Here is a 24266-nt window from a genome sequence, read left to right on the forward strand (position 1 = left end):
CTACATCACAGATTGCGGACTAAATGTGTCGAGGCCTTTGATGCTCCCTCGCGGATCAGTAGGATCGGAGTTTTCCGGGGATGAGAGGGTCAGGATGCACGCCAAGCTGGAGAATTGTCTGAAGGCAGTCGATCAGGTCCTGCTCGGCAAGGAAGTGCAGGTGAGGCTGGCCCTGACCTGCCTGCTGGCCCGTGGTCACCTGCTCATCGAAGACCTGCCCGGCATGGGCAAGACCACCCTGAGCCACGCCCTGGCGCGGGTGCTGGGCCTGAGCTTCCAGCGTATCCAGTTCACCTCCGACCTGTTGCCCGGCGACGTGCTGGGCACCTCGGTGTTCGACAAGGACACCGGGCAGTTCGTCTTCCACCCCGGGCCGATCTTCTCCGAGCTGGTATTGGCCGACGAGATCAACCGCGCCACGCCCAAGAGCCAGAGCGCGCTGCTCGAGGCCATGGAGGAGGGGCAGGTGACCATCGAGGGGGCGACCCGTCCGCTGCCCGAATCCTTCTTCGTCATCGCTACGCAGAATCCGGTGACCCAGGGCGGCACCTTCGCGCTCCCCGAATCCCAGCTGGACCGCTTCCTCATGCGTCTGTCCCTGGGTTACCCCGGCCGCGCGGCGGAGAAGGCACTGCTGCTGGGTGAGGCGCGCCGCGACCTGCTGCCGCGCCTGGAGCCGATGCTCGATCCGCAGGAGCTGCAGGCCCTGCAAGCTGAGGTGCTGGCAGTGCGTGCCAGCGACGCGCTGGTGGATTACGTGCTGCGCCTGGTGGAAGCCACGCGCGGCCAGCCGGCCTTCGCCCTCGGCCTGTCGCCGCGCGGCAGCCTGGCACTGCTGGCGGCAGCCCGCGCCTGGGCGCTGCTCGCCGGGCGCGACTATGTGATTCCCGAAGACGTGCAGGCCGTGCTGCCCTCGGTGGCCGGCCACCGCCTGCGCGACCAGGCCGACCCGGCGGGGCATGGTGGCGGTGCGCTGGTGCAGTGGTTGCTGCGCGAAGTCCCGGCTCTCTGAGGGGCACGCGATGTTCGTCAGAGTCAGGCCGCTGTGGCAGAGCTGGATAGCCCGGCGCATACCGCCGTCGCCGTCGTTGCAGCTCAATCAGCGGCGCATCTTCATCATTCCGACGCGGCAGGGCCTGGCGTTCGGCGTCGCCCTGTTGCTGATGCTGCTCACGGCGATCAACTACCAGAACAGCCTGGCGTATGGCCTGACCTTCCTGCTGTTGTCGCTGTTCATCGTCGCCATCCTGCACACGTACCGCAATCTGGGTGGCCTGCGCTTGACGGCCCTCGGCGCGCCGCCGGTGTTCGTCGGCGAGCAGGCCACGTTCCGCGTGCGTCTGGAAGGCGAAGGGCGCCCGCGACAGGCCATCGGCCTGGGCTGGGAAGCCGAGCGCATGCAGTTCGCCGATGTCGCGGCGGACCACGCCGAAGAACTGCTGCTCAGCATGGCGGCGCCCCGGCGCGGCTGGCTGCGCCCCGGCCGCCTGCGGGTGGAAAGTCGCTTCCCGCTGGGCCTGCTGGTGGCCTGGAGCTGGGTGGACCTGGACCAGTCGGCGCTCGTTTACCCGCATCCGCAGCCCGGCGACCTGCCGCTGGATAGCGGGCTGGCGGAAAACGACGACGAAGGCGTGCGGCCCAGTGGGCGTGGCGTCGATGATTTTCAGGGGCTGAGGCCCTACCAGCCGGGCGACTCGCGCCGGCGCCTGCACTGGAAAGCCTATTCGCGCGGCCAGGGGTTGCTGGTGAAGGACTTCTCGGCACTGGCTGGGCGCAATGTCTGGCTTGAGTTCGATAGTCTGGGCGGGGACACCGAAGGGCGCCTGTCACGGCTGTGCTACTGGGTGCTGCAACTCTCGCAGCGTCAGCAGCCGTTCGGCCTGCGCCTGCCAGATGCGCAACTGCCGGTGGGGCAGGATGATGCCCATTGCGAAGCCTGCCTGCGTGCCTTGGCATTGCATGGGACTCAGCGATGAGCAGTGCGACCGCCACTTCCGCCCAACCGATTCCACGGGTAGCGCTGACCTGGCTGCTGGTGGCCCAGGCGGTGGTGATCATCCCGCATCTGCAGCACCTGCCGATCTGGATCGTCGGTCTCTGGCTGGCTTGCGGCTTCTGGCGCATCCAGGTGTTTCGCATGCGCGCCAACTACCCCAGCGGCATTGCCAAGCTGGCGCTGGTGGCTTTGGCTGGCGTCGGCGTGTGGTTCTCCCGTGGTTCGCTGCTCGGTCTGGATGCCGGCGTGGTGCTGCTGATCGCCGCCTTCGTCGTCAAGCTGGTGGAACTCAAGACCCGCCGCGACGCCTGGGTGCTGATCCTCCTGGGGTTCTTCGCGGTGACCACCAGTTACCTGTTCCAGGACGACATCCTTGCCGCCGCCTTCAGCCTGTTGCCGGTCCTGGCCCTGCTGGCGGCGGCCATCGGGCTGCAGCAGAGCAGTTTCGCCGCGCGCCCGATGTCCACTCTGCGCCTGGCCGGTGGTCTGCTGTTGCAGGCTTTGCCGCTGATGCTGCTGATGTTCCTGCTGTTCCCGCGACTGGGGCCGCTGTGGTCGTTGCCGATGCCTGGCGACAAGGCCATGACCGGGCTGAGCGACAGCATGGCGCCGGGCGACATGGTGGAGTTGAGCCAGTCTTCGGCGCTGGCCTTCCGGGTGACCTTCGACGGCAGTCCGCCACCTCGCTCGCAGCTGTACTGGCGTGCCTTGACCCTGGAGCGCTTCGACGGTGTGCGCTGGAGTACGGCGTTCCAGCGCGGCGACCGCGAGCCGCAATGGCAGCAGCAGGGGCAGCCATTGGCTTACCAGGTGATCATGGAGCCCAACGGTCGGCCCTGGCTGTTCGCCCTGGATGTGGCGCAGACCCCGCTCGGCGATACGCGGATGATGAGTGACTTCCATCTGGAGCGGCGTTTGCCGGTGCGCCAGGCGCTGCTTTATCGCGCGACCTCCTGGCCGGATGCATTGCTGGAACCGGAGGACGCCGCGCGCGCACAGCGGGTCAACCTCGCTTTGCCTCGGGGCAGCAACCCGCAGGCCCAGGCCTGGGCGGAGCAGCTGCACAAGCGTTACCCGCAGCCTGCCGAGCTGGTGCAGGCGATGCTGCGGCACTTCCGCGAGCAGCCGTTCCGCTACACGCTGCGGCCGCCGGATGCCGGCCCGCAGCGCATTGACGGCTTCCTGTTCAACACCCAGGCCGGCTTCTGCGAACACTATGCCGGCGCCATGACGTTCGTCCTGCGCGCCGCTGGCATTCCGGCGCGCGTGGTGACGGGTTACCAGGGCGGCGAGGCGAGTGCCTCGGGTAATTACCTGGCGATACGCCAGTTCGATGCCCACGCGTGGGTGGAGTACTGGCAGCCCGGCCGGGGATGGACGCGAGTCGATCCCACCGGCGCCGTGGCGCCCGAACGTATCGAGCAAGGGCTGGAGGCTGCCATGAGCCGGGAAGGCAGCTTCCTCGAAGGGGATCCGTTTTCTCCCTTGCGCTACCGCAACTTCGCCCTGCTCAACACGTTGCGCATGGCCTGGGATAACGCCAATTACGGTTGGCAGCGCTGGGTGCTGGGCTACCAGGCCGAGCAACAGGGCGACATGCTGAAGAGATGGTTTGGCGGGCTGGATCGGCAATGGGTCGGCGTACTGCTGGTGGGAGGTGGCGCACTGTTGCTGGGTCTGCTGGCGTTGCTGCTGTTCAAGCCCTGGCAGCGCTCCACTGATGCCCAACTACGCAGCTTCCAGCGGTTCGAGTGGATGCTGGCACCGTTGGGCATGCGCCGTCAGCCGGGGGAGGGCGCGCGGGACTTCTGCCAGCGCGCCATCAGGTTGCTGCCGGCGCATGCGCCAGCCATTCACGAGTACCTGAACGCCTTCGAGGCGCAGCGCTATGGTGGTGCAGCCGCATCGCCGGCCGAGTTGCGTGCGCACCTGACGCGCCTGCGCCGCGAGCTGCCCTGGCACTGGCGAATTTCGCGCAGAAACCCGACGTGACATCGCGCCCCTTGCCGCGGCGTTGGCGGGGGCTAACCTGATATTTCAACTATCGAGTGGAGCCTGCCGTGACCTCCTTCAGCGATTACCTGGTGAGCCATCTGATCGAGCAGGAGGTCGCCTTGATCTCTGCGTCTTCCCGTCTGCAGGCCTCGTCCGATCCCGAAGCGCTGCACGACCTGCGCATTGCGGTGCGCCGGCTGCGCAGCCTGCTGCATCCGGTGCGGGGCATGCCGGGTATCGACGAGCTGGAGCAGTCGCTGGGCGAGATGGGGCGGCTCAGCGGCCCGCTGCGTGACCTGGAGGTGTTGCTTCCGGTCCTGGAAGCCGAAGGTTACGAGCACGCGGCCGCGCTACGCCGTCCGGCGCTGATCTCCGGCTACGCCACGCTGCTCGCCAGCCCGCAGTGGGAGCGCCTGATGATGCGCCTGGATGGCTGGCCGCAGTTGTGGCGCACCTCCGAGCGGCACGGCGTGCTCAAGGGGCTGCACGGCAAGGTGGAGAAGCGTTTGGCCAAGGAATGGCAGAAGCTGCGCGATGCGCTGAAAGACCCTGCCCACGACCGCCATCGCCTGCGCCTGCTGATCAAGCGGGTGCGCTATTCGCTGGAAGCCTATCCGCGCGAATCCGCCGTGCCGCAGCGTTTGCTGGCGCCGCTGAAGGACGCGCAGTCCGCCCTCGGTGAATGGCACGACTACGAGCAGTGGCTGATCCGCAGTGAGCGCGAATTGGACCTGATGCCCCTGCAGCCGCACTGGAACGCCCGTCACGACCTCGCCGAGCGTCTCGCCGACGAGAGCCTCGAGGCCCTGCAGAAGGCGCTGCATAGAGCCCGTTGATGGCAGGGTATTTCCTGGAAGGGACAAGGCTTTGGATGGTTTGCCGGCGCTGCCGGTGCCCCTAAGATCGCAGCCAATCCCTTTCAAGGAAGTCGACCATGTCCTTCAGCGAAATGCTCCAGGCAGTGCGCTCCGCGCCACTTTCCATCGTCATTCCCGCCACCTGGGCCCAGGGTCGCGCCAGCTTTGGCGGTCTGGTGGCAGCGCTGGCTTACGAGGCCATGGCGGCAGTGGCCGAGGCCGGGCGACCGGTGCGTTCGCTGGCGATCACTTTCGTCGGCCCTATCGAAGTGGAGGTGCCGGTGAGCTTCGAGGCCGAAGTCCTGCGCGAGGGCAAGTCGGTCAGCCAGGTGTTCTGCCGCGCCGTGCAGAACGGCCAGGTGGTGTTACTGGCGCAAGGCAGCTTCGGGGTGGCGCGCGAATCCACTGTGCAGATGGATGGCCTGTCGCCACCGGCCTTCAAGGCCGTGGAAGACTGCCAGGAGCTGCCCTATATCCGCCGGCTGATGCCGGCTTTCACCCAGAACATCGCCATGCGTTGGGCGGTCGGGCACATGCCGTTCTCGTCCAGCCGCGAGCGTGAGATGGGCGGCTGGATGCGCTTTCGCGGTGATGATGTGGGTGACGAGCCGATGGAGATCAGCCATCTGCTGGCGCTGATCGATGCGTGGCCGCCGGCCAACCTGCCGCATCTGAAAGCACCAGCGCCCTCCAGTTCGCTGACCTGGACCGTGGAGTTCGTCCAGCCGCTGCCCGCGATGCCGGCCAACGGCTGGTGCCAGTACCTGGCGACCATCGAACATGCCCGTGACGGCTACGGCCATATTGCCGCGCAGACCTGGTCCGCCGACGGCCAACTGCTGGCGATCGGCCGGCAGACGGTGACCATCTTCGGCTAGAGGCTCTTCAACCCGAACCCCTTCAGCCAGAGCCCCTTCAGCTAGAGCCCCTTCAGCTAGAGCTCCGGAGTGGTTTCCGTGCGATTGCGTCCGCCAGCCTTGGCTCGGTAGAGCGCGCGGTCGGCGCGGGCGAGCAGGTCTTCCAGGCGCAGTTCTCCCTCGCGCCGTACCGCCACGCCGATACTCAGGGTCAGGCGCACGCGGCTGCCGTCCGCGCTGGTGAAGGACAGCGCCTGCACGCTGGTGCGCACCCGTTCGGCCACCAGCAATGCCTGCGGCAGGTCGGTTTCCGGGAGGATCGCGGCGAACTCCTCGCCGCCCAGGCGGCCGAGCAGGTCCACTTCGCGCAATCCTTGCGTCAGCTCCTTGGCCACGGCCTGCAGCACCGCATCGCCAAAGGCATGGCCATGGCTGTCGTTGATCGGCTTGAAGAAGTCGATGTCGAGCATCAGCGCCGAGCACTGGCGCTCGTAGCGCTGCGCACTCTTGAGCAGGGCCACGCCGCGTTTGACGAAGGCGTGGCGGTTTTGCAGACCGGTCAGCGGGTCGGTGGTGGCCAGCAGGCGCAGTTCCTGCTCCATGGCCTTGCGCTGGTTGATGTCGAAGCTCCACACCAGCGAGGCGGGACGGCCGTCCACGTCCATCTTCCGCGCCCAGACGATCGCCCAGTAGGAGGGCTCGCCGGCCAGGCGGGTTTCCCAACTGTCCAGTTGGCCGTGGTCGGCCAGCGACTGGCGGAAGCGTGCTTCCTCGTCCGGGTCGTCGAACAGCCGGCGCAGGGTGAACGGCTCATGCGGTCGGATGCCGGTGCGCTGCAGTAGGCGTGGGCTGACGTAGTGGGCGTGGGAATCCTCGTCGCTGAGCAGCGCCACATCGCTGGGGCTGGTGTCGAGGATGTAGCGCAGCAGCGCCTTGCGTTCGCTCAGTTCCTGGGTGCGCTGTTCGACGCGTTGTTCCAGGGACTGGTTGAGGTCATGCAGACGCTGGGTCAGCAGCAGCTTGCGCCGCGAGTTGGCAATCACCCGCAGGGCCAGCAGCACGCTGCACAGCCCGAGGCCGAAGAGCACCCAGGCCAGCAGGCTGAAGGCGCGCTGCAGGTCCAGGCGTTCGGCATCCATGTAGTTGGTCAGGGCGATGTGGGTGACCACCACCAGTTCATGGGTAGGTTCGAGCAGTGGCGGCAGGTCCCGCAGCATCTCGCCGGCCAGAAGCTTCGCTGCCGCCGGTTGGCCCCAGGGGGCGCGGGTGAGCCAGGCATCGCTCAGGCGCTGGATCTTCTCCAGGGTGGCCTGAGCCTCCGGGCGCGGCACGACCAGGCAGCTGTAGACGGGCGTATTGCGCAGTGGCGGCAGGAGGCTGGCGAGTACTTCGACGCGGGTTGCCAGGGCATCGCTGTCGCTCTTGCCTGCAAGCACCTGCCGCGCGGTGGTCAGCGAGCGTTCCAGCTCGGTGCGCAACTGGTAGGCCTGCCACAGCTCGTCATGGGTATCGGGATGCGACCGCTGGCGGATGTGCTGGTGCACCATCAGCAGCGCCGCGCCGGCGCCGACAGTCAGCGCCGCGATCAGGCCGCTGAGGATGATGACGATCAGGCGGTGCCGACGCCGTCTGGGAGGTTGCGGGGGCACGGCGATCACTCCAGGGTCATGCGGCTGACCTGCCAGACGCTGCGGTTGAAATAGACCTGGGTCCGCAACTCCGGGCGATCGAGCATCGGGTAGATGACGAGCAGCGGGCCGCGCTCGGCGATACCGATGGATTGGCCGTCGCGGCGGTAGGCAAGGATCGGATCGAAGGCGTCGAGGTCGCTCAGCGGAATCAGCGCGGAGTAGTCGTTCAGCGCCTCGATGCGCAAGCGCTGGGTGCTGCTGCGATAGAGGCCTGCGAGCAGGGTGCTCAGGCGCACGCCCCGCCAGCTGTAGACGTGGGTTTCATTCGGAAGCATGGCGCGCCGCTCTATCGGCGGCAGCGCTTCGAGGTCACGCAGGCTGTAGTGGCGCTGAAGCTCTGGCTGGTCCTTCACCGCAATGGTCAGCACGATGCGCTCGGCCGCCGTTTCCGGTGCAGAGTGCGCGGGCGTGACAATAAACAGGCAGGCAAAAATGCCAATAAAATGACGAAAGCCGACATCTCAACAGCTCGTGACGAAATTCCGACGATTATATCGGCGAACCCACCCCGGACTTGAATGGCCGAAATGCCGCGCCCGCTTTCAGCGCCTGCGGTTGCGCCAGGCGCGCCACCAGGCGCCGCTGAGAACGAAGCGCGGGAAGGTGACGAATTGTTCGACCAATAGCCGGCTGATGGCGTCCTTGCGGTCGGTGAAGGGTTCGGGCGCCAGCGCTTCGAGCTTGTGCCCGCGGCCCTGGATGGCCAGCGAAGCGATCATGCCGATCAGCCCCAGCAGAATGGACGACAGACTCAGGCCGAACAGCCCGCTGAGTAGCGTCAGGGCGCCAAGAATGAACAGCGGTACGGCGATGATGTGCAGCGCCAGGTTAGTCGAGTTGCGGTGGTTGGCAGCGTAGCCCTGCCATTGCCAGGCGAGGAGGTTGGGGTGACGTTTGCCCATGGCGCATCTCCTTGGACTGCAAGCCCGAAACAGACAAGCCCGCCTGAGCGCAGGCGGGCGGAATATCAGCAGTCTAGGTGCCACCCTGAAGCCCGCGCCAATCGGCGCAGGCTATGTGGGCGATAGCGATTACAGGCGCAGCTGGCGGATGGCGCGGCTGAGTTCGCCGGCGAGGTCAGCCAGCTGGTGGCTGGTGCCGGCTGAGTCCACGGTCTGCTGCACGGTGTGCTCGGTGACGTCGCGGATGCCCACCACCGAGCGGGTCATTTCCTCGGCCACCTGGCTCTGCTGCTCGGCGGCTACGGCGATCTGCGTGTTGCTCTCACGCATCAGCGCCACGGCCGAGGCGATGGCCGCCAGGGCTTCGCCGGCCTCGCGGGCTTCCTCGACGCAGCCGTCGGCCTTGATCGAGCTTTCCTGCATGAACTCCACGGCGTCGCGGGTGCCAGACTGCAAGGCGCCGATCATCTGGGTGATCTCGTCGGTGGAGTCCTGTACGCGCTTGGCGAGGTTGCGCACTTCATCGGCAACCACGGCGAAGCCACGGCCCATCTCGCCAGCGCGAGCAGCCTCGATGGCGGCATTGAGGGCGAGCAGGTTGGTCTGCTCGGCGATGCCGTGGATCACGCTGACCACGCTGCTGATCTTGTGGCTGTCCTGGGCCAGTTGCTGGATCATCTCGGCGGTCTGCTGCACGCCCTGGGACAACCCGGCGATGGACTGGCCGACGCGGCCGACGACCTGCTGGCCATTACCGGCGAGACGGTCGGCTTCCTGCGACTGGTCGCGGGTGTCGGCGGCGTGCTGGGCGATGTGATGGACCGTGGTGGACATCTCGTTGATGGCGGTGGCGGCCTGGTCGGTCTCGCTCTGCTGGCCGAGCATGCCCTGGCGTACCTGGCCCATGCTGCTGGCGAGGCTGCGCGCGCCTTCGTCTAGGCGGCCGGCAGCCTGGGCCACGGTGCCAACCACGCGCTGGTAACCGGCCTGCATGGCGTTGAAGGCGGTGGCCATCTGGCCGACTTCGTCGCGGCTTTCCAGCGGCACGCGGGCGGCCAGGTCGCCACTCTTCTCCACATGCAGCATCACGTCGCGCAGGGTCAGCAGGTGGGTGAGGATGAAGCGGATCAGCAATTGCGAGGCGGCCAGCAGGGCCAGCATCAGCACCAGCACGGCACCGGCGAAGGGCAGGGCGCGGTCCTCGAAGACGGTCCAGAAGTCAGCACCGGGGGCGAGCACAGCAACGCGCTGGCCGTTGCCGATGTCCTGCACATAGGCGCCGGCCAGCGCGCCGGTGCGGGTCTGGGCACCCGGCAGGTCGACCCAGCCATTGGCGCGGGCGAGGGCGGAGCCGTCGACGCCGGCGATCTGTGGCGCGCTGCCGCTGGCGAAGCTGACGAGATTCGACGACGTCGGCAGGGGCGAGCCGGCCGGCCAGTTCTTGAGCAACTGGGCCTGGGCTTCGGCACCCTGGCGTGCCTGCAGGTTGCGCCCGTCGAGTTCCTGGTGCATGGCGAACAGCACCAGCAGCAGGGTGGTGACGAAGGCGACCGCGTTGACGGCCCAGAACTTGTACTTGAGGGAAATATCGCGGATCCAGGCGGCCATAAATCTCTTCTTGTCGGTCGAATAGTGGCTGGGTGCCATTATTGTCGTGAAAAGGATGAAGGTGGCCATTGATGGGCATCAAGCCACCTTCCGCTCCCGACTTATCGACCGACGAAGGGCAATCTTGAGCGCTGGTTCAAACTTCCGGCAGGGCAAAGAAGCGCCGCGCGCACTCGGTGGTGTGAGCCGCGACCCGCTCTGCGCTCTCGCCCCGGTGCTGGGCCACGCAGGTCAATACTTCGGGCAGGTAGGCCGGCTGGTTGCGGCCGTTTTTCGGCTTCGGGCGCAGGGTGCGCGGCAATAAATAAGGCGCGTCGCTTTCCAGCATCAGCCGGCCTTCGGGAATTTCCCGCACCAGTTCCTGCAGGTGGGTGCCGCGGCGTTCGTCGCAGATCCAGCCGGTGATGCCGATGTGCAGGTCGAGGTCGAGGTACGAATAAAGAGTGCGGCGCTCGCCGGTGAAGCAATGCACCACGGCGGCGGGCAGTTGGTCGCGGAAGTCCTTGAGGATCGACAACAGGCGCTGGCCGGCATCGCGCTCATGGATGAACACTGGCAATTGCAGTTCCACCGCCAGGCCTAGTTGTTCTTCGAAAGCCTTCTCTTGCTGCGGGCGCGGCGAAAAGTCGCGGTTGAAGTCCAGCCCGCATTCGCCCACGGCCTTCACCCGATCCTCGGCGAGCAGGCCGCGCAGTACCTTGGCGCTGCTGCTATCCCAATGGCTGGCTTCATGCGGATGGACGCCAGCGGTGCAGTAAAGACGCTGTTCTTCGTCCAATTGCCGACACAGTTCCAGGGCCTGTTCGCTGTCGTCCAGGCTGGTTCCGGTAAGCACCAGTTGCGCGACACCCGCCTCGATGGCGCGAGCGAGGACAGCTTCACGTTCCGAGGCAAAGCTCGGGTGGGTGAGGTTGACGCCGATGTCGATCAGTTGCATTTTTGTTCCTTTTGTCCGGATTCGAAGCATAGCAAATACCCCGTTTCTGGCGAAAATTCTTCAAAAACAGCAGGTTGAGGAAATTTCCGAGTGTATATCGGACGTTTCGGGTTGGTATCGAGCCCCTCCTGTGAGAGTCTTGCGCGCCCTTGGCGGTCGGGAACTACCGGCCGAAACCGCACTCTAAACGGCCCATCGCCGAGTGCGAGCCCCCGGAGAGCTGGATGACCCGACTGTTGCTGCTACTGCTGTGCCTCGTGGCCTTGACGCCACTGCCGGCGGCCGCGCGTCTGACGGCCCAGCCGGAAAACTGGGAGCAGGAAAGCAGCGACGCCCGTGACCTCGCCAGCATTCGCTCCGGTGGCACCCTCCGGGTCCTGGTCAATCAGAGCCGCAACAGTTCCGGTGAAATCAAGGGCGAGCCCATCGGCGTCGAGTACCGCCGTCTGCGCGCCTTCGAGCAGTACCTCAATGACAGCGCCCCAGGGCGCAAGCCGCTCACTGTCAAATTCATTCCCAAGGCCAAGGATCAATTGCTCGGCGCGCTACAGCGCGGCGAAGGCGACCTGGTCGCGCCTGGGGAAGTCCTGCTGGCCCGTGATGGCCAGAACGTCAGCCCCAGTCTGCCGTGGAAAACCAACGTGCCGCTGGTGCTGGTGACAAAGCAGGGCAACCGCAAGTTCGTCCGCCTGGAGCAGTTGGCCGGTCGCACCATCACCCTGCCGGCTGGCAGCGCTGCCGGCGAGGCCGTGCGCAAGGTCAACGAGCGCCTGGCGCAGAAGCGCTTGGCGCCGCTGGTGCTGGAGTGGACCGATTCCTCCCTGGCCGTGGAAGACGTGCTGGAGATGGTCCAGGCCGGCATCTTCAATTACACCGTGGTCGAGCAGCCCATCGCCGAGCGCTGGAGCAAGGTCTTCACCAAGCTGCGTGTCGACCGCCATCTGGTGCTGGACAACAGCGAGCCGATGGCCTGGTACGTGCGCCGCGATGCTCCGATGCTGCGCGCCAGCGTCAACCGCTTCCTCAAGGACTACCGCGCCCCAGCGGACCAGGACGTGGCCTTCCAGCGCCTCTACCGCCGCGCCTACCAGGTGCGCAACCCGCTGGTGGTGACCGACCGCAAGCGCCTGGAAGCGGTGCGCCCGACCCTGCAGCGCTATGCCGAGCAGAGCAAGGTCGACTGGCTGGCCCTGGCCGCCGTGGCCTTCAAGGAATCCAATCTCGATGCCAGCGCGCGCGGCGCTGGCGGCGCCACCGGGCTGATGCAGATCACCCCGGCGGCGGCCCGCTCCGTGGGCGTGAGTACCGTGCACCAGAAGGAGAGCAACGTGCAGGCCGCCAGCCGTTACATGGCCATGCTGCGCAAGCGCTTCTTCTCCAGCCCGCGCATCAACGAACGTGACCGCATGGCCTTCGTTCTAGCTGCCTACAATGCCGGTCCCGAGCGGGTGCAAAGCCTGCGCGCGGAGGCCAAGCGCCAGGGCCTGAACCCCAATCAATGGTTCTTCCAGGTCGAGCGCGTGGCGGCCGAGCAGTTGGGTATGGGCGTGGTGAACTATGTCAGCAGCGTCAACAAGTACTATCTTGCATATCAGCGGGAACGTGATGGCCTCGAGCCACGTGAAAGCGTGGCGGCAATCAAGAAGTAATCTGTTTATTCGATAGTTATTAGCGCCAATTTGCGCTTTTTATATCGGAAAAACTGGATATATTGGTCGCCAAGCAACCACGGTTGTCACCTACTTCCTACGCAGCCCCGCTCTTCGACGAGCCTCCCACAAGGACGCATCATGAACTCGCTGATCAAATCCATCCTGACCACCAACGCTGGCGCCGGCATCGCGGTCCTTCGCATCACCACCGGCCTGACCTTCATGGCCCACGGCTCGCAGAAACTCTTCGGCGCCTTTGGTGGCCCAGGCCTGCAAGGCATGGCGGGCTGGCTGGAATCCCTCGGCGTGACCCCGGGCTACCTGATGGCTGCCCTGGCCGGCAGCGCCGAGTTCTTCGGCGGCCTGGCCCTGGTCCTCGGCCTGCTGGTGCGTCTGGCGAGCATTCCGTTGATCGTTGCCATGCTGGTCGCCGTGTTCAGCGTGCACCTGGCCAACGGCTTCTTCATCACCGAGAACGGCTTCGAATACGCTTTCACCCTGATCATGATCAGCGTTGCGCTGCTGATCAGCGGCGCCGGTCCGTTCTCCCTGGACCGCAAACTGTCCAGCTGATCGCCCAGGCCAGAACGAAAACACAGAAGTGAAAAGGGCGGGCACCTCAGGTGCCCGCCCTTTTTTGTTTGCCGCGAGAATCAGTGGAGCCCGATTCAGTGGAGGAGATATTGCACCCCACCGTTGATCAGGCCGCCGCCCACCAGCAGGAAGACGAACAGCCCGGCGCCCAGCAGCAGCGGTTTCGGGCCTTCCTTGCGCAGGTCGCCCAGGCGGGTGGCCAGGCCCAGGGCGGCCATTGCCATGCCCAGCATCACGTCGTCCAGCTGCTGCAGCGGTGCCAACCAGCTTTCTGGCACCCAGCCCAGCGAGCGCAGGCCGGTCACCAGCACGAAGGCCACGGCGAAGCCGGGAATGTGCAGCTTGCGGCGCGTACCTGGCTCGGCGGTTTCGGTGCTGCCGAAGCGGCCGAGAATCAGCAGGGCTGGTGCCAGCAGCAGGACGCGCAGCATCTTGCTGATCAGCGCCGCATCGGCGGCGGCCGGGTCCATGGCGCGGCCGGCGGCAACCACCTGGGCGACTTCGTGGATGGTCGAGCCGGTGAAGATGCCGAATGCCTGCTCGCTGCCGAACAGGTTGGGCAGTGCGGCATAGATCAACGGGTGCAGCAGCATCGCCAGCGTACCGAACAGCACCACGGTGGCTACGGCGACAGCAGTGTGCTCGGCCCGTGCCTTGAGCACCGGGCTGCTCGCCATTACGGCCGCCGCGCCGCAGATGGCGCTGCCGGCGCCAATCAGCAGGGCGCTTTCGCGCGGTAGCTTGAGCCAGTGAACACCGATCCACCAGGCCACGGTCAGGGTGCTGGTGACCATCAGCACGTCGATGATCAGGGCGGCCGGGCCGAGCGCGGCGATGTCCTGGAAGGTCAGGCGCAGGCCGTACAGCACGACGCCCAGGCGCAGCAGTTGCTGGCGCGACAGGTCGATGCCGGGACGGATGCTGCCGAACCGGGCCAGGCCCAGGTTGCCGGCCAGCAGGCCGATCAGGATCGCCAGGGTCAGGCTGCCGAGCCCCAGGTGCTGCAGCGCGGGGATTTCCATGAGCTGGCGGGCGCCGAAGGCGATGGCCAGGCAGAGCAGGGCGCCGGGGACGTAATAGGGCAGGCGGCGAAGGGCGTTCATTGCAGGCTCCTTGTGTAAGGTGCAGCCATGGTGCCGTGGGCTCGCTTAGTGTAAAAACGGATTGTTCTTATTAGGTTGACCGGTTTTATCGATATGGGCCCGCGCATCACCCTTCGCCAGTTGGCGACCTTCACTGCTATCGCCGAGCTGGGCAACGTGACCCAGGCGGCGGTGCGCATCGCGCTTTCGCAGTCTGCCGCCAGCCAGGCGCTGCAGGAATTGGAGCGCGCGCTCGGCACGCGCCTGTTCGACCGTAGCGGCAAGCGCCTGGCGCTGAACGACAACGGCCGCGCCTTCTATCCCAGGGCCAGTGCGCTGCTGGCGCAGAGCGCCGAGCTGGAGAGCCTGTTCGAGTCGGCGCCGGTACAGCTGAGTCTGGGCGCCAGCCGTAGCATCGGCGGCTATCTGCTGCCGCAGGTGATGTCCGGCTTTCTCGGCGAGCTGCCCGAGAGCCGCCTGGAGCTGCAGGTGGCCAACAGCGGCGGCGTGATCGAGGCGCTGGCCGAGTTCAGGCTGGACGTAGCCTTCATCGAGGCGCCGATCCAGCACCCGCAAATTCAGCTCACGCCCTGGATGGCGGATGAACTGCTGCTGGTGGTGGCACCGCATCACCCCTTGGCGCTGGCTGAGCGCATCACGCTAAAAGACCTCGCGGCGGCTCGCTGGGTGCTGCGCGAGGCGGGGTCGGGCACGCGGGTGACTTTTGAACAACAGGTATTGCCGCACCTGGGGAGCGTCAACGCGCCTTTGGAAGTGAGCAATGCCGAGGCGATCAAGTACCTGGTCGGCAGCGGCTTCGGCCTTGGCTGCCTGTCACAACGAGTGGTGCAGGCGGAGCTGGATCGTGGCGAACTGGTGCGCCTGCACAACCCGCTGGGGCCGCTGCGGCGCACCTTCTTCCGCGCGCTGCATATCGACAAGTACCCCACGACGGGCCTGCGCCGATTCCTCGATTACGCCCAGGGCTGGGCGGCGCGCTCAGGCGCTCTCTAGCGGCCATTCGCCAATGGCGCGGTAGCGCACGCCGGTGGGGCTGTTTTCCGAGCTGAACAGCGTCACGGCCTGGGCTGGCAGGGGGAAGCAGACAGTGGTGGCCGGTGTGTGGTGAGCGTGGCGGGCGAGGGTGATGTGGGGGTGGAACGGGCGAGCCTCGACCTCGAATCCGCCAGCCCGCAGTGCCTCGAGCAGGGCTTGCACCAGTTCATGCAGGGCGGTCGGCACGCTGCTGGGTGCCAGGTGCAGGATGCCGTTGTTCCAGCGCGCAAGATGGTCCAATTCCAGGCTGAAGCCCTGGCGTGGCAGGCGTTCGCCGATAGCGCGCAGCTCTGCCTTGCGGCCGCGTGGCACCGAGCCGAGGAAGGCCAGGGTCAGGTGCAGGTTGGCCTGGGCGACGGGCTGGCCGTCATGGTGCAGGCCATCGCGCCAGGCACAGATCCGCGCCGCCAGTTCCGGCGGGCAGGGCAGGGCGAAGAATAGCCGCAGGGGTGGGGTGGTCATCGACTGAAGTCTCCTTGACAGCTTTGCCGGGGCTTCTCTAGGATGCCGCACAGCGCCGATTTAAGTAGCAACTTGCGGGGCGCGGATGCAGCGATGGCTGACATCGAAATACCGCTAAAGCGCTGGTTCGGTGTGCCTCTCGCCGCGTCCAGCAGGACCCCTGAGGCGGAGACGTGACACCATGACCTGTCCCAACCCGCATGTGCGCCTGGCCCCGATCACCACGGGTCTGGTACGCCGCAATCCGAAGATTCTCCTGGGCGGCAATCACCAGCCCACCCTCGTCCGTTACCTCGATGGCTGGCCCAAGCGCTGGAACGGCTCGCGTACCTTCCTGATCCAGTTCGCCGAAACCTTTGCCGATCTCGCGCGTTTTCCGTCCGATAGCTTCGACTTCGCGGTGGTCCAGTCGCCGGTGGCCGAGCAACTGGAGTCCGCTGTTCACGAGCTGACCCGTGTTGCCCGGCAGGGGCTGATTACTCGCCGTCCGCTGCCGCTTTGATCTTGTAGGAGCGAGCTTGCTCGCTAACGCTTTTTACCGGCAGCACCAACGCTGAGACGGGGTCGCGAGCAAGCTCGCTCCTACAGGGACAGGCTTTCAGGGATACTCGATTTCCACCACGAACCACAGCTTCTCGCCGGACGGGCTGCGCACCATCACCTCGGCGTCCAGTTCCTTGCCCACCAGGGCGCGAGCCAGGGGCGAGTCGATGCTGATGTGGTTGTTGCGCAGGTCCAGTTCGTCGGGGCCGACGATGCGGTAGCGGGCCTGCTCACCGTCCTCGTCTTCCAGGGTGACCCAGGCGCCGAAGTAGACCTTGTTCGGATCGGCCGGGCGCTCGCTGACCACCTTGCAGTTTTCCAGGCGCTTGCGCAGGAAGCGCACGCGGCTGTCGATCTCGCGCAGCATCTTCTTGCCGTAGGTGTATTCGGCGTTCTCCGAGCGGTCGCCTTGTGCGGCAGCCTCGCTGACCGACTGGGTCACCTGTGGCCGGCGCACGTTCCACAGTTCATGCAGCTCGGCGCGCAGGCGCGCTTCGCCTTCGGGAGTGATCAGCGGGGTACCGGCGGGGCGGGGCGGACGATAGCGGCTCATGGCATCCAGTGCGGCGAGAGTGATCGGGGCAGTCTACCCGATCAGCTCTCGCGCAGCAGGCGCAACGGACTCACGTTGAGTGCGCGGCGGGTGCCCAGTAAGCCGGCTCCGCCCACTAGCAGCGCACCCAGGACCGGCAGTACCAGCAACCAGAGGTGCGGGCTCCAGGGCAGGTCGAACACCAGCCGGTAGAGCAGGTAGCTGATCAGCTCGCAGCCCAGCGCCGCCAGCAGGCCGCTGACCGCGCCGAGCAGGGCGAATTCGCTGCGCCGCGTGCGCATCAGCAGGCCGCGTTCGGCGCCCAGTGCGCGCAGCAGTGCGCCCTGGCGCAGGCGTTCATCGAGGGTCGCCTGCAGGCCGGCGAACAACACCACGAAGCCGGCGGCGAGGACGAACACCAGCACGTATTCCACGGCGAGCGTCACTTGGTCGAGGATGCTGCGCAGTTGCGCCAGCAGCGCGTCCACCGGCAGCAGGGTGACGGTGGGGTAGGCGCGGGCCAGTTCGATCAGCTGGCGCTCCTGGCTGGCCGGCAGGTAGAAGCTGGTCAGGTAGGTCACCGGCAGGTCGGTCAGGGTGCCGGGCTCGAAGACCATGAAGAAGTTGGGCTGGAAGTTGTCCCACTTCACCGAGCGCAGGCTGCGGATCTGTGCCTCGCGGGTCTGCCCGGCGACGGTGAAGCTCAGGTGGTCGCCGACCTTCAGGCCGAGGTTGCCGGCGAGCTTCTCTTCGACCGAGACGCCCGGCAGCTCGCTCTTCTCGCCGGCCTTCCACCAGTCGCCAGCGACTATCTGGTTGCCTGCAGGCAGGCGCTCCGACCAGGTCAGGCCGAGGTCGCGGTGCAAGGCGCGCTCGCTGCGGACGTCCTCCTTCAATGTCTGGACGGGCTTGCCGTTCACTGCCACCAGCCGGCCCGGCACCATCGGGTAGAGGTCTTCGGCGTTGGGCGACAGTGCCTTCACCCGCTGCTCGAAACCGTCTTTCTCGGCCGGCAGGATGTTCAGCGCGAAGTGATTCGGTGCGTTGGGTGGCAGTTGTGAATGCCAGGTGTCCAGCAGTTCGCCGCGCAGCAGCGCGATCAGCGCCATGGCCAGGAGGATCAGGCCGAAGGCGAGGCTCTGCCCGGCGGCGGCCAGCGGGTAGCGCAGCAGCTGGCCCAGGCCCAGTCGCCACGGCAGGCTGGCGCCCTGGAGCGCACGACGCAGCCCGCGCAAGGCCAGCAGCAGGATGAAGCCGAGGATCACTGCGGCGATGGCGCCGCCGCCGAGCAGGGCGAGGGTGAGTTTCAGGTCCAGGCTCAGCCGCCACATGATCAGGCCCAGGGCAAGCAGGGCGCAGCCGTAGGCGGCCCAGGTGCGCATCGGTACGGGCAGCAGGTCGCTGCGCAGCACTCTCAGTGGTGGCACGCGGCCGAGGGCGGCCAGCGGCGGCAGGGCGAAGCCGGCCAGCGCTACCAAGCCGGTTGCCATGCCGGCGAGCGCCGGGACGATCCCGGCTTCGGGGATTTCCGGTGGCAGCAGGTTGCCCAGCAGGTGCATCAGGCCGAGCTGTGCGAGCCAGCCGAGGAAGGCGCCGCAGACGCTGGCGACCAGCCCCAGCACGAACAGTTGGCTGCCATATAGCAGCAGGGCTTCGCGGCGCGACAGGCCGAGACAGCGCAGCAGTGCGCTGGCATCGAAGCGGCGGGTGGCGAAGCGGTTGGCCGACAGCGCCACGGCCACGCCGGCGAGCAGCACCGCGGCAAGGCTGGCGAGGTTCAGGTAACGTTCGGCGCGGCCCAGGGCATCGCCGATCTGCCGGTTGCCGTGGTGGGCGTCCTGCAGTTCCTGGTTGGCGGCAAGGTTGCCCTGGGTGGCCTGGCGATAGGTTTGCAGTGCGTCGTGCGCGCCACCCCAGAGGTCGCGATAACGCACCCGGCTGCCGGGCTGCACCACGCCGGTGGCGTCCAGGTCCTGCAGGCTCATCATCACGCGCGGGGTGAGGCTGTAGAAGTCGCCGGCACGGTCTGGTTCATAGGTCAGTACACGGGCGATGCGCAGGGACTTGCGGCCGATGTCGACGCTGTCGCCGATCTTCAGGTCGAGGCTCGCCAGCAGGCGCGACTCGACCCAGATATCGCCCGGCGCCGGGCGGCCGCCTTCGACTTCCGGCTGAAGTGGTGCCGGCGCGCTCTTCAGTTCGCCGCGCAGGGGGTAGCTCTCGCCCACGGCCTTCACGCTGCTCAGCTGGATGCCGTTATCGGTGGCTACCACGCTGGAGAACTCCACGCTCTGTGCGTGTTGCAGGCCGAGCTTGAGGCCGCTGTCGATCTGTTGCTGTTGCGCCGGCTGGGTACCGGTGAGCACCAGGTCCGCGCCGAGGAATTCGGCAGCACGCACCAGCATGGCGCCGTTCAGGCGCGCGCTGAAATAGCCGATGGCGGAGCTGGCTGCCACTGCCACCAGCAGGGCGAAGAACAGCACGCGCAGTTCGCCGCTGCGGCCTTCGCGCCAGAGCTGGCGCAGGGACAGACGGAACAGGTTGGGCAGCGACAGTGGTTTCATCGGCTCTCGTCCGTCAGGGTTCGACGTGGTCGATCAGGTGGCCGCTTTCCAGGCGGATATGGCGCTGGCAGCGGTGGGCGAGGCGCTCGTCATGGGTCACCAGGATCAGCGTGGTGCCGCGTTCGCGGTTCAGCTCGAAGAGCAGGTCGCTGATGCGCTCGCCGGTGTGGGTGTCGAGGTTGCCGGTGGGCTCGTCGGCGAACAGTACATCCGGTTCGGCGGCAAAAGCGCGGGCGATGGCGACGCGCTGCTGTTCGCCCCCGGAGAGCTGGCGCGGGTAGTGGGTCAGGCGCTGGCCGAGGCCAACCCGTTCAAGCAGTTCACGAGCGCGTTCGCCAGCGTCTTTCCGGCCATCCAGTTCAAGCGGCAGCATGACGTTCTCTAGCGCGTTGAGGCTGTCGAGCAACTGGAACGACTGGAAGACGAAGCCTACGTGGGCGGCGCGCACTCGTGCACGCTGGTCCTCATCGAGGCTGCCGAGGGCGTGGCCGAGTAAAACGATCTCGCCGCCGCTGGGCAGGTCCAGCCCGGCGAGCAGGCCGAGGAGGGTGGATTTGCCCGAGCCGGAGCTGCCGACGATGGCGAGGCTGTCACCGCGGGCGAGGTCGAGGGAGAGGTCGTGGAGGATGGTCAGCTTGCCTTCCGCGCTGGAAACAACCTTGCTAAGGTTCCGCGCGGTGAGAATGCTTTCGCTCATGGAGAATCCGATGCGTGCATGGCTAATGGGCGGCTGCCTGGCGTTGCTTCTGATCACGCAGCAGGCCGCGGCGCAGACGCTGTTGGTCGTCGGCGATAGTATCAGCGCCGGTTTGGGGCTGGATACCAGCCAGGGTTGGGTCAGCCTGCTGGACAAACGTCTGAAGGAGCAGGGTTTCGACTACCAGGTGGTCAATGCGTCGATCTCCGGCGACACCAGCGCAGGTGGCCTCGCGCGCCTGCCTGTGCTGCTTTCGGAGCAGAAGCCGAAGCTGGTGGTGATCGAGTTGGGTGGCAACGACGGTCTGCGCGGAATGGCGCCGGCACAATTGCAACAGAATCTTAACGGTATGGTTCAGCAGTCGCAGAAGGTGGGGGCCAAGGTCGTTCTGCTGGGGATGCGCCTGCCGCCCAACTATGGGCAGCGCTACACCGATGCTTTCGCCAAGGTCTTCGATACCGTGGCAAGCGAGCAGCAGATTCCACTGGTGCCGTTCTTCCTCGAAGGGGTAGGGGGTGTACCGGACATGATGCAGGCCGACGGGATCCACCCGGCGGTGGCTGCTCAACCCAAACTGCTCGACAACGTGTGGCCGACGCTCAAGCCTCTGCTGTGATCAATCGCTGCTTTGATAAACCCCGGAATCGAGGCTTCCCCGCGCACGGCCTTTCGGCTATGTTTGCGCACCCTTCTGGAACCCCCTATGTCGCGCCCCGCCTGGACCCTGTTCGCCTACCAACTGATCGAGCCCGATGAGCAGCTGGACCTGTTCGCCTGCCGCGAGATCCGGGTGCACCTGGTCGCGCGCCAGTTGGAGTTGGGGACTCCGGCGGACCGCACGTTGTGCGGCAGCCTGCTGCCAGCGCAGCCCCTGTGGCGCGGAGCTGAGCGGCCGCTGCTGCGTGATAGGCGCATCTGTGCGGCCTGCCTGAAACAACTGGAAGAGGAAAAGCGCGGCGCGCGCAGTTCCTGGCTCGTCTGATATCTCCCGTTGACGGGGCTTGCGGTGGTAAACTGATCACCCTTTGCTCATTGCTCACGTCAAGGATCCTCGGATGTTGTCGCGCGTCATTGCCGCCTGCTCGCTGTCCCTCGCCGCGCTGCTCTCGGCCGGCCCCGTTTCCGCCATTGAATTGCCACTGCCGGCACCGGGCGACGATATCGTCGGCCAGGTCCAGGTAATCAAGGCCAAGTACGAAGACACCTTCGCCGATCTGGGCGAGAAATACGGCCTCGGCTACTCCGAGATGATCGCCGCCAACCCGGGTGTCGATGCCTGGCTGCCGGGTGTGGGCACCGAGGTCATCATTCCGACCCGCTTCGTCTTGCCGGCGGGGCCGCGCGAAGGCGTGGTGATCAACCTCGCCGAATACCGCCTCTACTATTTCCCCAAGGGCAAGGATGTGGTTTATACCTACGCCCTGGGTATCGGTCGTGAAGGTTGGGGCTCCCCGGTCGGCAGCACCAGCGTGATTGCCAAGACCAAGGACCCGGCCTGGTACCCGCCGGCGTCGATCCGTGCCGAGCACGCCGCCGATGGCGACCCGCTGCCATCCGTGGTTCCGCCGGGTCCGGACAACCCGCTGGGCCCGTACAAGATGAGCCTGGGCTTCCACGGCTACCTGATCCACGGTTCGAACAAGAAGTTCGGTATCGGCACCCGCACCAGTCATGGTTGCTTCCGCATGTACAACTCGGATGTGACCCAGCTGTTCTCGATGATTCCGGTGGGCACCAAGGTGCGCATCATCAACGAGCCGTACAAGTTCGGTCGCAGTGAGGGCAAGATCTACCTTGAGGCCCATGCGCCAATCGATGACAACGGCGATCCGTCGGTCGTCGACAAGCACACTGCGGTGATCAATGCCCTGCTCAAGCGCGAAGACATTGCCAGCCAGATGCAGATGGACTGGAATGTGGTGCGTGAAGTGGTAGCCGCCGAAGACGGCCTGCCGGTGGCCATTGCCCAGCCGCAGCAAGTGCAGCAGGGTGGTTCGGTTGCCGCGACTGTTGATCAGGACGCCATGCCGCTGCAGTAACTAGCAGCGCGCAATCAAGGAGCCCGCTGGCCGTGACTGGTCGAGCGGGCTTTTTGTTGCCGGCCTGCTTTGCTGTGGAGACAAACTGCGGGCATAAAAAAACCGACCCCGAAGGGTCGGCTTTTTCTAACAGATCCGAAGATCTATTACTTGCGGCTGGCTTTGTCCAGCATACGCAGGGCGCGCTCGTTAGCCTCGTCAGCGGTCTGCTGGGCTTTCTGAGCGGCGGCCAGAGCTTCGTCAGCCTTGCGATAAGCTTCATCGGCACGGGCTTGAGCGCGAGCAGCGGCGTCTTCAGTAGCGGTCAGACGTGCTTCGGTTTCTTTCGAGTGGCTGCTGCAACCGGTGGCCAGAACAGCAGCCAGAGCCAGAGCAGAGAATTTCAGAACGTTGTTCATCGTGTTCCCCTTAAGGTGGACATTTCCATTAAAAGCAATCTCCCATGACTGGGAAATTAGCCGGACTACATAGTACCCATTACTTGTAGTAAGTAAACTGACCAAGCGCAAGTACGGCACTTTTTTTTCATGTAAGGCTGCTCTTCGCAGTTATGCGAGGCCGATTTGGGCAAAAACTGTCCAATCTGGCAAAGGAGTGTTTCCAGAGGGTGTCAGGAAGGGACTGAGATAGGCTTCCGGCCCGCGGAACCAAGCTGTCAGATGACTGTCGTCAATGGTCGAACAACTGTTTAATCGCCGTTGCGCATTTGTCCAACTGACAACTTGCAACAAGGCCGCAACGAGTGAAGAAAGTGTGAAGCGGAAAACGAAAAAGCCCGGCTAATTGCTTAGCCGGGCTTTTTCATGAATCTGGCGGTGAGGGAGGGATTCGAACCCTCGATACGATTTCTCGTATACACACTTTCCAGGCGTGCTCCTTCAACCGCTCGGACACCTCACCAGATTTCTCGACAGCGCTGTGTCTGTCGAGGCGCGCACTTTACTCAAAGGCTTCCGGGTTGGCAAATGTTTTTTTAAAATTTTTCCCAACGGATTCATCGGCTTAAGGAGCAAAGGCGGATCGCGGGTACACTGGCGCCTTCTGAAACACGCTCTGGTACGTAGGAAAGCGCATGGCCAGCTGGGACATCTTCTGCAGCGTAGTCGACAACTATGGCGATATTGGCGTCACCTGGCGGCTGGCCCGCCAACTGGCCGCAGAGCATCGGCAGCAGGTGAGGCTATGGGTCGACGACCTGGCGGCTTTCGTGCGCATCTGCCCGGCAGCCGATGGCGCGGCTGCGTCGCAGCGGCAATCGGGTGTGGAAGTTTGCCTGTGGCCCAAGCCCTGGCAGGACACTCCCGCAGCGGACGTGGTGATCGAAGCCTTCGCCTGTGAGATGCCGGCCGCCTATATAGAAGCGATGACGCGGCGCCAGACACCTTCCCTTTGGCTGAACCTGGAATACCTCAGCGCCGAGTCCTGGGTGGAATCCTGCCATGGGCTGCCGTCGATGCAGGTCAGCGGCTTGCAGAAGTACTTCTATTTCCCCGGTTTCACTCCGGCGACAGGGGGGCTGCTGCGCGAGAGCGATCTGCTTGCCCGGCGTGACGCCTTCCAGGCCGATCCAGCGCTCAGCCTAGGCTTCCTGGAAAGCCTGGGCGTGCACCCGCAGGCCCATGAGCGGCGCATCTCGTTGTTCGCCTATGAAAATGCCGCGCTGGGCAGTTGGCTGGATGCGCTGGCCGCGAGCGCCACCGCAACCCTGCTGCTGGTGCCCGAGGGGAGGGTGCTTGCCGACGTCGAGCGCTGGGCGGGAAGAGCGCTGAGCGTCGGCGAGCAGTACCCGCGCGATGCCCTGCGGGTGCAGGTGCTGCCGTTCGTACGTCAGGAAGACTACGACCGGCTGCTTTGGAGTTGCGACTTCAACGCGGTGCGTGGCGAGGATTCGTTCGTGCGCGCACAGTGGGCGGGGCGGCCGTTCGTGTGGCACATCTATCAGCAGGACGAGAGCGTTCACCTGGAGAAGCTGGAGGCATTCCTGGCTCGGTTCGGTGCGGGAATGGACGACTCGCTGCGGGAGGCACTGGGCGAATTCTGGCAAGCCTGGAACGGCCAGGGTGACGTGGGGGCAACATGGCGAAAGTTGGAAAACCGGCTGCCCGAATGGGCTGGGTGGATTGGCAATTGGCAGCGACGTCTGAGCGAACAAACCGATCTTGCTGCGGGGCTGGTGCGTTTTTATACAAATTGGCTATGATA

Annotated in this window: 24 protein-coding genes and 1 tRNA gene; 13 read left to right on the forward strand and 12 right to left on the reverse strand. The window is 65.6% G+C overall.

The genetic code is table 11. From position 1 onward, the window contains the following. Positions 1–94 precede the first annotated feature (94 nt). The 5 genes from CTR55_RS11365 to CTR55_RS11385 all read left to right on the forward strand — a co-directional run bounded on the left by CTR55_RS11365 (position 95) and on the right by CTR55_RS11385 (position 5726). A complete protein-coding gene (locus tag CTR55_RS11365) occupies positions 95–1012 on the forward strand; it encodes an AAA family ATPase (protein ID WP_296286160.1) in 918 nt (305 codons plus the stop codon). A 10-nt stretch (positions 1013–1022) separates the two neighbouring features. Next, positions 1023–1976, forward strand: coding sequence for a DUF58 domain-containing protein (locus tag CTR55_RS11370; RefSeq protein WP_296286162.1), 954 nt, complete (start codon positions 1023–1025; stop codon positions 1974–1976). Next, positions 1973–3988 carry a DUF3488 and transglutaminase-like domain-containing protein gene (locus CTR55_RS11375; protein ID WP_296286163.1) on the forward strand — a complete coding sequence of 672 codons (2016 nt, stop codon included), beginning with the start codon at positions 1973–1975 and terminating at the stop codon, positions 3986–3988. Before CTR55_RS11370 ends, CTR55_RS11375 begins: the two co-directional genes overlap by 4 nt. A gap of 68 nt (positions 3989–4056) precedes the next feature. Beyond that, entirely contained in the window at positions 4057–4827 is a 771-nt protein-coding gene (locus tag CTR55_RS11380; RefSeq protein ID WP_296286164.1) for a CHAD domain-containing protein, read from the forward strand. A 98-nt stretch (positions 4828–4925) separates the two neighbouring features. Next, on the forward strand, positions 4926–5726 hold the full coding sequence (locus CTR55_RS11385; protein ID WP_296286165.1) for an acyl-CoA thioesterase domain-containing protein: 801 nt from the start codon (positions 4926–4928) through the stop codon (positions 5724–5726). A 56-nt stretch (positions 5727–5782) separates the two neighbouring features. On the opposite strand, the gene CTR55_RS11390 is transcribed toward CTR55_RS11385, so the two are convergent. From CTR55_RS11390 to CTR55_RS11410, 5 genes are all read right to left on the reverse strand, one after another. Further along, complete coding sequence (locus CTR55_RS11390) at positions 5783–7354, reverse strand: GGDEF domain-containing protein (RefSeq protein ID WP_296286166.1); 1572 nt, start codon at positions 7352–7354, stop codon at positions 5783–5785. Positions 7355–7359: 5 nt separating this feature from the next. Next, complete coding sequence (locus CTR55_RS11395) at positions 7360–7764, reverse strand: oxidoreductase (RefSeq protein WP_296286167.1); 405 nt, start codon at positions 7762–7764, stop codon at positions 7360–7362. A 174-nt stretch (positions 7765–7938) separates the two neighbouring features. Then, a complete protein-coding gene (locus CTR55_RS11400) occupies positions 7939–8298 on the reverse strand; it encodes an Mpo1-like protein (protein ID WP_296286168.1) in 360 nt (119 codons plus the stop codon). A gap of 129 nt (positions 8299–8427) precedes the next feature. Next, a complete protein-coding gene (locus CTR55_RS11405) occupies positions 8428–9906 on the reverse strand; it encodes a methyl-accepting chemotaxis protein (protein WP_296286170.1) in 1479 nt (492 codons plus the stop codon). A gap of 136 nt (positions 9907–10042) precedes the next feature. Further along, positions 10043–10843: a TatD family hydrolase gene (locus CTR55_RS11410; RefSeq protein WP_296286172.1), complete on the reverse strand. Its 801-nt coding sequence runs from the start codon at positions 10841–10843 to the stop codon at positions 10043–10045. Between the two features lie 224 nt (positions 10844–11067). Between CTR55_RS11410 and CTR55_RS11415 the strand changes: the two genes are divergently transcribed. Both CTR55_RS11415 and CTR55_RS11420 read left to right on the forward strand, forming a co-directional pair. After that, complete coding sequence (locus CTR55_RS11415) at positions 11068–12492, forward strand: transglycosylase SLT domain-containing protein (protein WP_296286173.1); 1425 nt, start codon at positions 11068–11070, stop codon at positions 12490–12492. Positions 12493–12633: 141 nt separating this feature from the next. After that, positions 12634–13068 carry a DoxX family protein gene (locus CTR55_RS11420; RefSeq protein WP_296286175.1) on the forward strand — a complete coding sequence of 145 codons (435 nt, stop codon included), beginning with the start codon at positions 12634–12636 and terminating at the stop codon, positions 13066–13068. A 95-nt stretch (positions 13069–13163) separates the two neighbouring features. Here CTR55_RS11420 and CTR55_RS11425 read toward each other — a convergent pair whose 3' ends face one another. Further along, positions 13164–14192, reverse strand: a complete 1029-nt coding sequence (locus CTR55_RS11425; RefSeq protein ID WP_296286177.1) for a YeiH family protein — start codon at positions 14190–14192, stop codon at positions 13164–13166. Positions 14193–14285: 93 nt separating this feature from the next. On the opposite strand from CTR55_RS11425, the gene CTR55_RS11430 reads away from it, so the two are divergent. Then, the gene (locus tag CTR55_RS11430; RefSeq protein ID WP_296286178.1) at positions 14286–15185 is read left to right on the forward strand and encodes a LysR family transcriptional regulator; all 900 of its coding nucleotides are present in this window, start codon (positions 14286–14288) and stop codon (positions 15183–15185) included. Here the strand turns inward: CTR55_RS11430 and thpR are convergent. Next, the gene (gene thpR, locus CTR55_RS11435; protein WP_296286180.1) at positions 15171–15689 is read right to left on the reverse strand and encodes an RNA 2',3'-cyclic phosphodiesterase; all 519 of its coding nucleotides are present in this window, start codon (positions 15687–15689) and stop codon (positions 15171–15173) included. The genes CTR55_RS11430 and thpR overlap by 15 nt on opposite strands. A gap of 181 nt (positions 15690–15870) precedes the next feature. On the opposite strand from thpR, the gene CTR55_RS11440 reads away from it, so the two are divergent. Next, positions 15871–16191 carry a hypothetical protein gene (locus CTR55_RS11440; RefSeq protein ID WP_296286182.1) on the forward strand — a complete coding sequence of 107 codons (321 nt, stop codon included), beginning with the start codon at positions 15871–15873 and terminating at the stop codon, positions 16189–16191. A 96-nt stretch (positions 16192–16287) separates the two neighbouring features. On the opposite strand, the gene greB is transcribed toward CTR55_RS11440, so the two are convergent. Genes greB through CTR55_RS11455 form a run of 3 tightly spaced genes read right to left on the reverse strand, consistent with a single transcriptional unit; the run spans position 16288 to position 20025 of the window. Then, a complete protein-coding gene (gene greB, locus CTR55_RS11445; protein ID WP_236170820.1) occupies positions 16288–16785 on the reverse strand; it encodes a transcription elongation factor GreB in 498 nt (165 codons plus the stop codon). Between the two features lie 41 nt (positions 16786–16826). Beyond that, the gene (locus tag CTR55_RS11450) at positions 16827–19328 is read right to left on the reverse strand and encodes an ABC transporter permease (RefSeq protein ID WP_296286185.1); all 2502 of its coding nucleotides are present in this window, start codon (positions 19326–19328) and stop codon (positions 16827–16829) included. Between the two features lie 13 nt (positions 19329–19341). Beyond that, positions 19342–20025 (reverse strand): ABC transporter ATP-binding protein, encoded by a 684-nt coding sequence (locus CTR55_RS11455; RefSeq protein WP_296286187.1) that lies wholly within the window; start codon positions 20023–20025, stop codon positions 19342–19344. Positions 20026–20035: 10 nt separating this feature from the next. Here CTR55_RS11455 and CTR55_RS11460 point away from each other — a divergent pair, with 10 nt between their 5' ends. The 3 genes from CTR55_RS11460 to CTR55_RS11470 all read left to right on the forward strand — a co-directional run bounded on the left by CTR55_RS11460 (position 20036) and on the right by CTR55_RS11470 (position 22064). Then, complete coding sequence (locus CTR55_RS11460; RefSeq protein ID WP_296286189.1) at positions 20036–20641, forward strand: arylesterase; 606 nt, start codon at positions 20036–20038, stop codon at positions 20639–20641. Positions 20642–20728: 87 nt separating this feature from the next. Continuing rightward, the gene (locus CTR55_RS11465) at positions 20729–21007 is read left to right on the forward strand and encodes a hypothetical protein (protein WP_296286190.1); all 279 of its coding nucleotides are present in this window, start codon (positions 20729–20731) and stop codon (positions 21005–21007) included. A 73-nt stretch (positions 21008–21080) separates the two neighbouring features. Further along, positions 21081–22064: a L,D-transpeptidase family protein gene (locus tag CTR55_RS11470; RefSeq protein ID WP_296286192.1), complete on the forward strand. Its 984-nt coding sequence runs from the start codon at positions 21081–21083 to the stop codon at positions 22062–22064. A gap of 146 nt (positions 22065–22210) precedes the next feature. Here CTR55_RS11470 and oprI read toward each other — a convergent pair whose 3' ends face one another. Both oprI and CTR55_RS11480 read right to left on the reverse strand, forming a co-directional pair. After that, complete coding sequence (oprI, locus tag CTR55_RS11475) at positions 22211–22462, reverse strand: outer membrane lipoprotei OprI (RefSeq protein WP_017517003.1); 252 nt, start codon at positions 22460–22462, stop codon at positions 22211–22213. Between the two features lie 412 nt (positions 22463–22874). Further along, a tRNA-Ser gene (locus CTR55_RS11480) sits at positions 22875–22964 on the reverse strand. 172 nt (positions 22965–23136) lie between these two features. Between CTR55_RS11480 and earP the strand changes: the two genes are divergently transcribed. Further along, entirely contained in the window at positions 23137–24264 is a 1128-nt protein-coding gene (earP, locus tag CTR55_RS11485; RefSeq protein ID WP_296286193.1) for an elongation factor P maturation arginine rhamnosyltransferase EarP, read from the forward strand. Positions 24265–24266: the final 2 nt, after the last annotated feature.

Source organism: Pseudomonas sp., from assembly GCF_002796985.1.
Lineage (GTDB): Bacteria > Pseudomonadota > Gammaproteobacteria > Pseudomonadales > Pseudomonadaceae > Pseudomonas.

Bases quoted from the DNA above. Each gene is read 5' to 3' on its own strand.
- CTR55_RS11365 (WP_296286160.1), top strand. From the start codon at position 95: ATGCACGCCAAGCTGGAGAATTGTCTGAAGGCAGTCGATCAGGTCCTG.
- CTR55_RS11370 (WP_296286162.1), top strand. From the start codon at position 1,023: ATGTTCGTCAGAGTCAGGCCGCTGTGGCAGAGCTGGATAGCCCGGCGC.
- CTR55_RS11375 (WP_296286163.1), top strand. From the start codon at position 1,973: ATGAGCAGTGCGACCGCCACTTCCGCCCAACCGATTCCACGGGTAGCG.
- CTR55_RS11385 (WP_296286165.1), top strand. From the start codon at position 4,926: ATGTCCTTCAGCGAAATGCTCCAGGCAGTGCGCTCCGCGCCACTTTCC.
- CTR55_RS11400 (WP_296286168.1), bottom strand. From the start codon at position 8,298: ATGGGCAAACGTCACCCCAACCTCCTCGCCTGGCAATGGCAGGGCTAC.
- CTR55_RS11405 (WP_296286170.1), bottom strand. From the start codon at position 9,906: ATGGCCGCCTGGATCCGCGATATTTCCCTCAAGTACAAGTTCTGGGCC.
- CTR55_RS11410 (WP_296286172.1), bottom strand. From the start codon at position 10,843: ATGCAACTGATCGACATCGGCGTCAACCTCACCCACCCGAGCTTTGCC.
- CTR55_RS11415 (WP_296286173.1), top strand. From the start codon at position 11,068: ATGACCCGACTGTTGCTGCTACTGCTGTGCCTCGTGGCCTTGACGCCA.
- CTR55_RS11420 (WP_296286175.1), top strand. From the start codon at position 12,634: ATGAACTCGCTGATCAAATCCATCCTGACCACCAACGCTGGCGCCGGC.
- CTR55_RS11425 (WP_296286177.1), bottom strand. From the start codon at position 14,192: ATGAACGCCCTTCGCCGCCTGCCCTATTACGTCCCCGGCGCCCTGCTC.
- CTR55_RS11430 (WP_296286178.1), top strand. From the start codon at position 14,286: ATGGGCCCGCGCATCACCCTTCGCCAGTTGGCGACCTTCACTGCTATC.
- thpR (WP_296286180.1), bottom strand. From the start codon at position 15,689: ATGACCACCCCACCCCTGCGGCTATTCTTCGCCCTGCCCTGCCCGCCG.
- CTR55_RS11440 (WP_296286182.1), top strand. From the start codon at position 15,871: ATGACCTGTCCCAACCCGCATGTGCGCCTGGCCCCGATCACCACGGGT.
- greB (WP_236170820.1), bottom strand. From the start codon at position 16,785: ATGAGCCGCTATCGTCCGCCCCGCCCCGCCGGTACCCCGCTGATCACT.
- CTR55_RS11450 (WP_296286185.1), bottom strand. From the start codon at position 19,328: ATGAAACCACTGTCGCTGCCCAACCTGTTCCGTCTGTCCCTGCGCCAG.
- CTR55_RS11455 (WP_296286187.1), bottom strand. From the start codon at position 20,025: ATGAGCGAAAGCATTCTCACCGCGCGGAACCTTAGCAAGGTTGTTTCC.
- CTR55_RS11460 (WP_296286189.1), top strand. From the start codon at position 20,036: ATGCGTGCATGGCTAATGGGCGGCTGCCTGGCGTTGCTTCTGATCACG.
- CTR55_RS11465 (WP_296286190.1), top strand. From the start codon at position 20,729: ATGTCGCGCCCCGCCTGGACCCTGTTCGCCTACCAACTGATCGAGCCC.
- CTR55_RS11470 (WP_296286192.1), top strand. From the start codon at position 21,081: ATGTTGTCGCGCGTCATTGCCGCCTGCTCGCTGTCCCTCGCCGCGCTG.
- oprI (WP_017517003.1), bottom strand. From the start codon at position 22,462: ATGAACAACGTTCTGAAATTCTCTGCTCTGGCTCTGGCTGCTGTTCTG.
- earP (WP_296286193.1), top strand. From the start codon at position 23,137: ATGGCCAGCTGGGACATCTTCTGCAGCGTAGTCGACAACTATGGCGAT.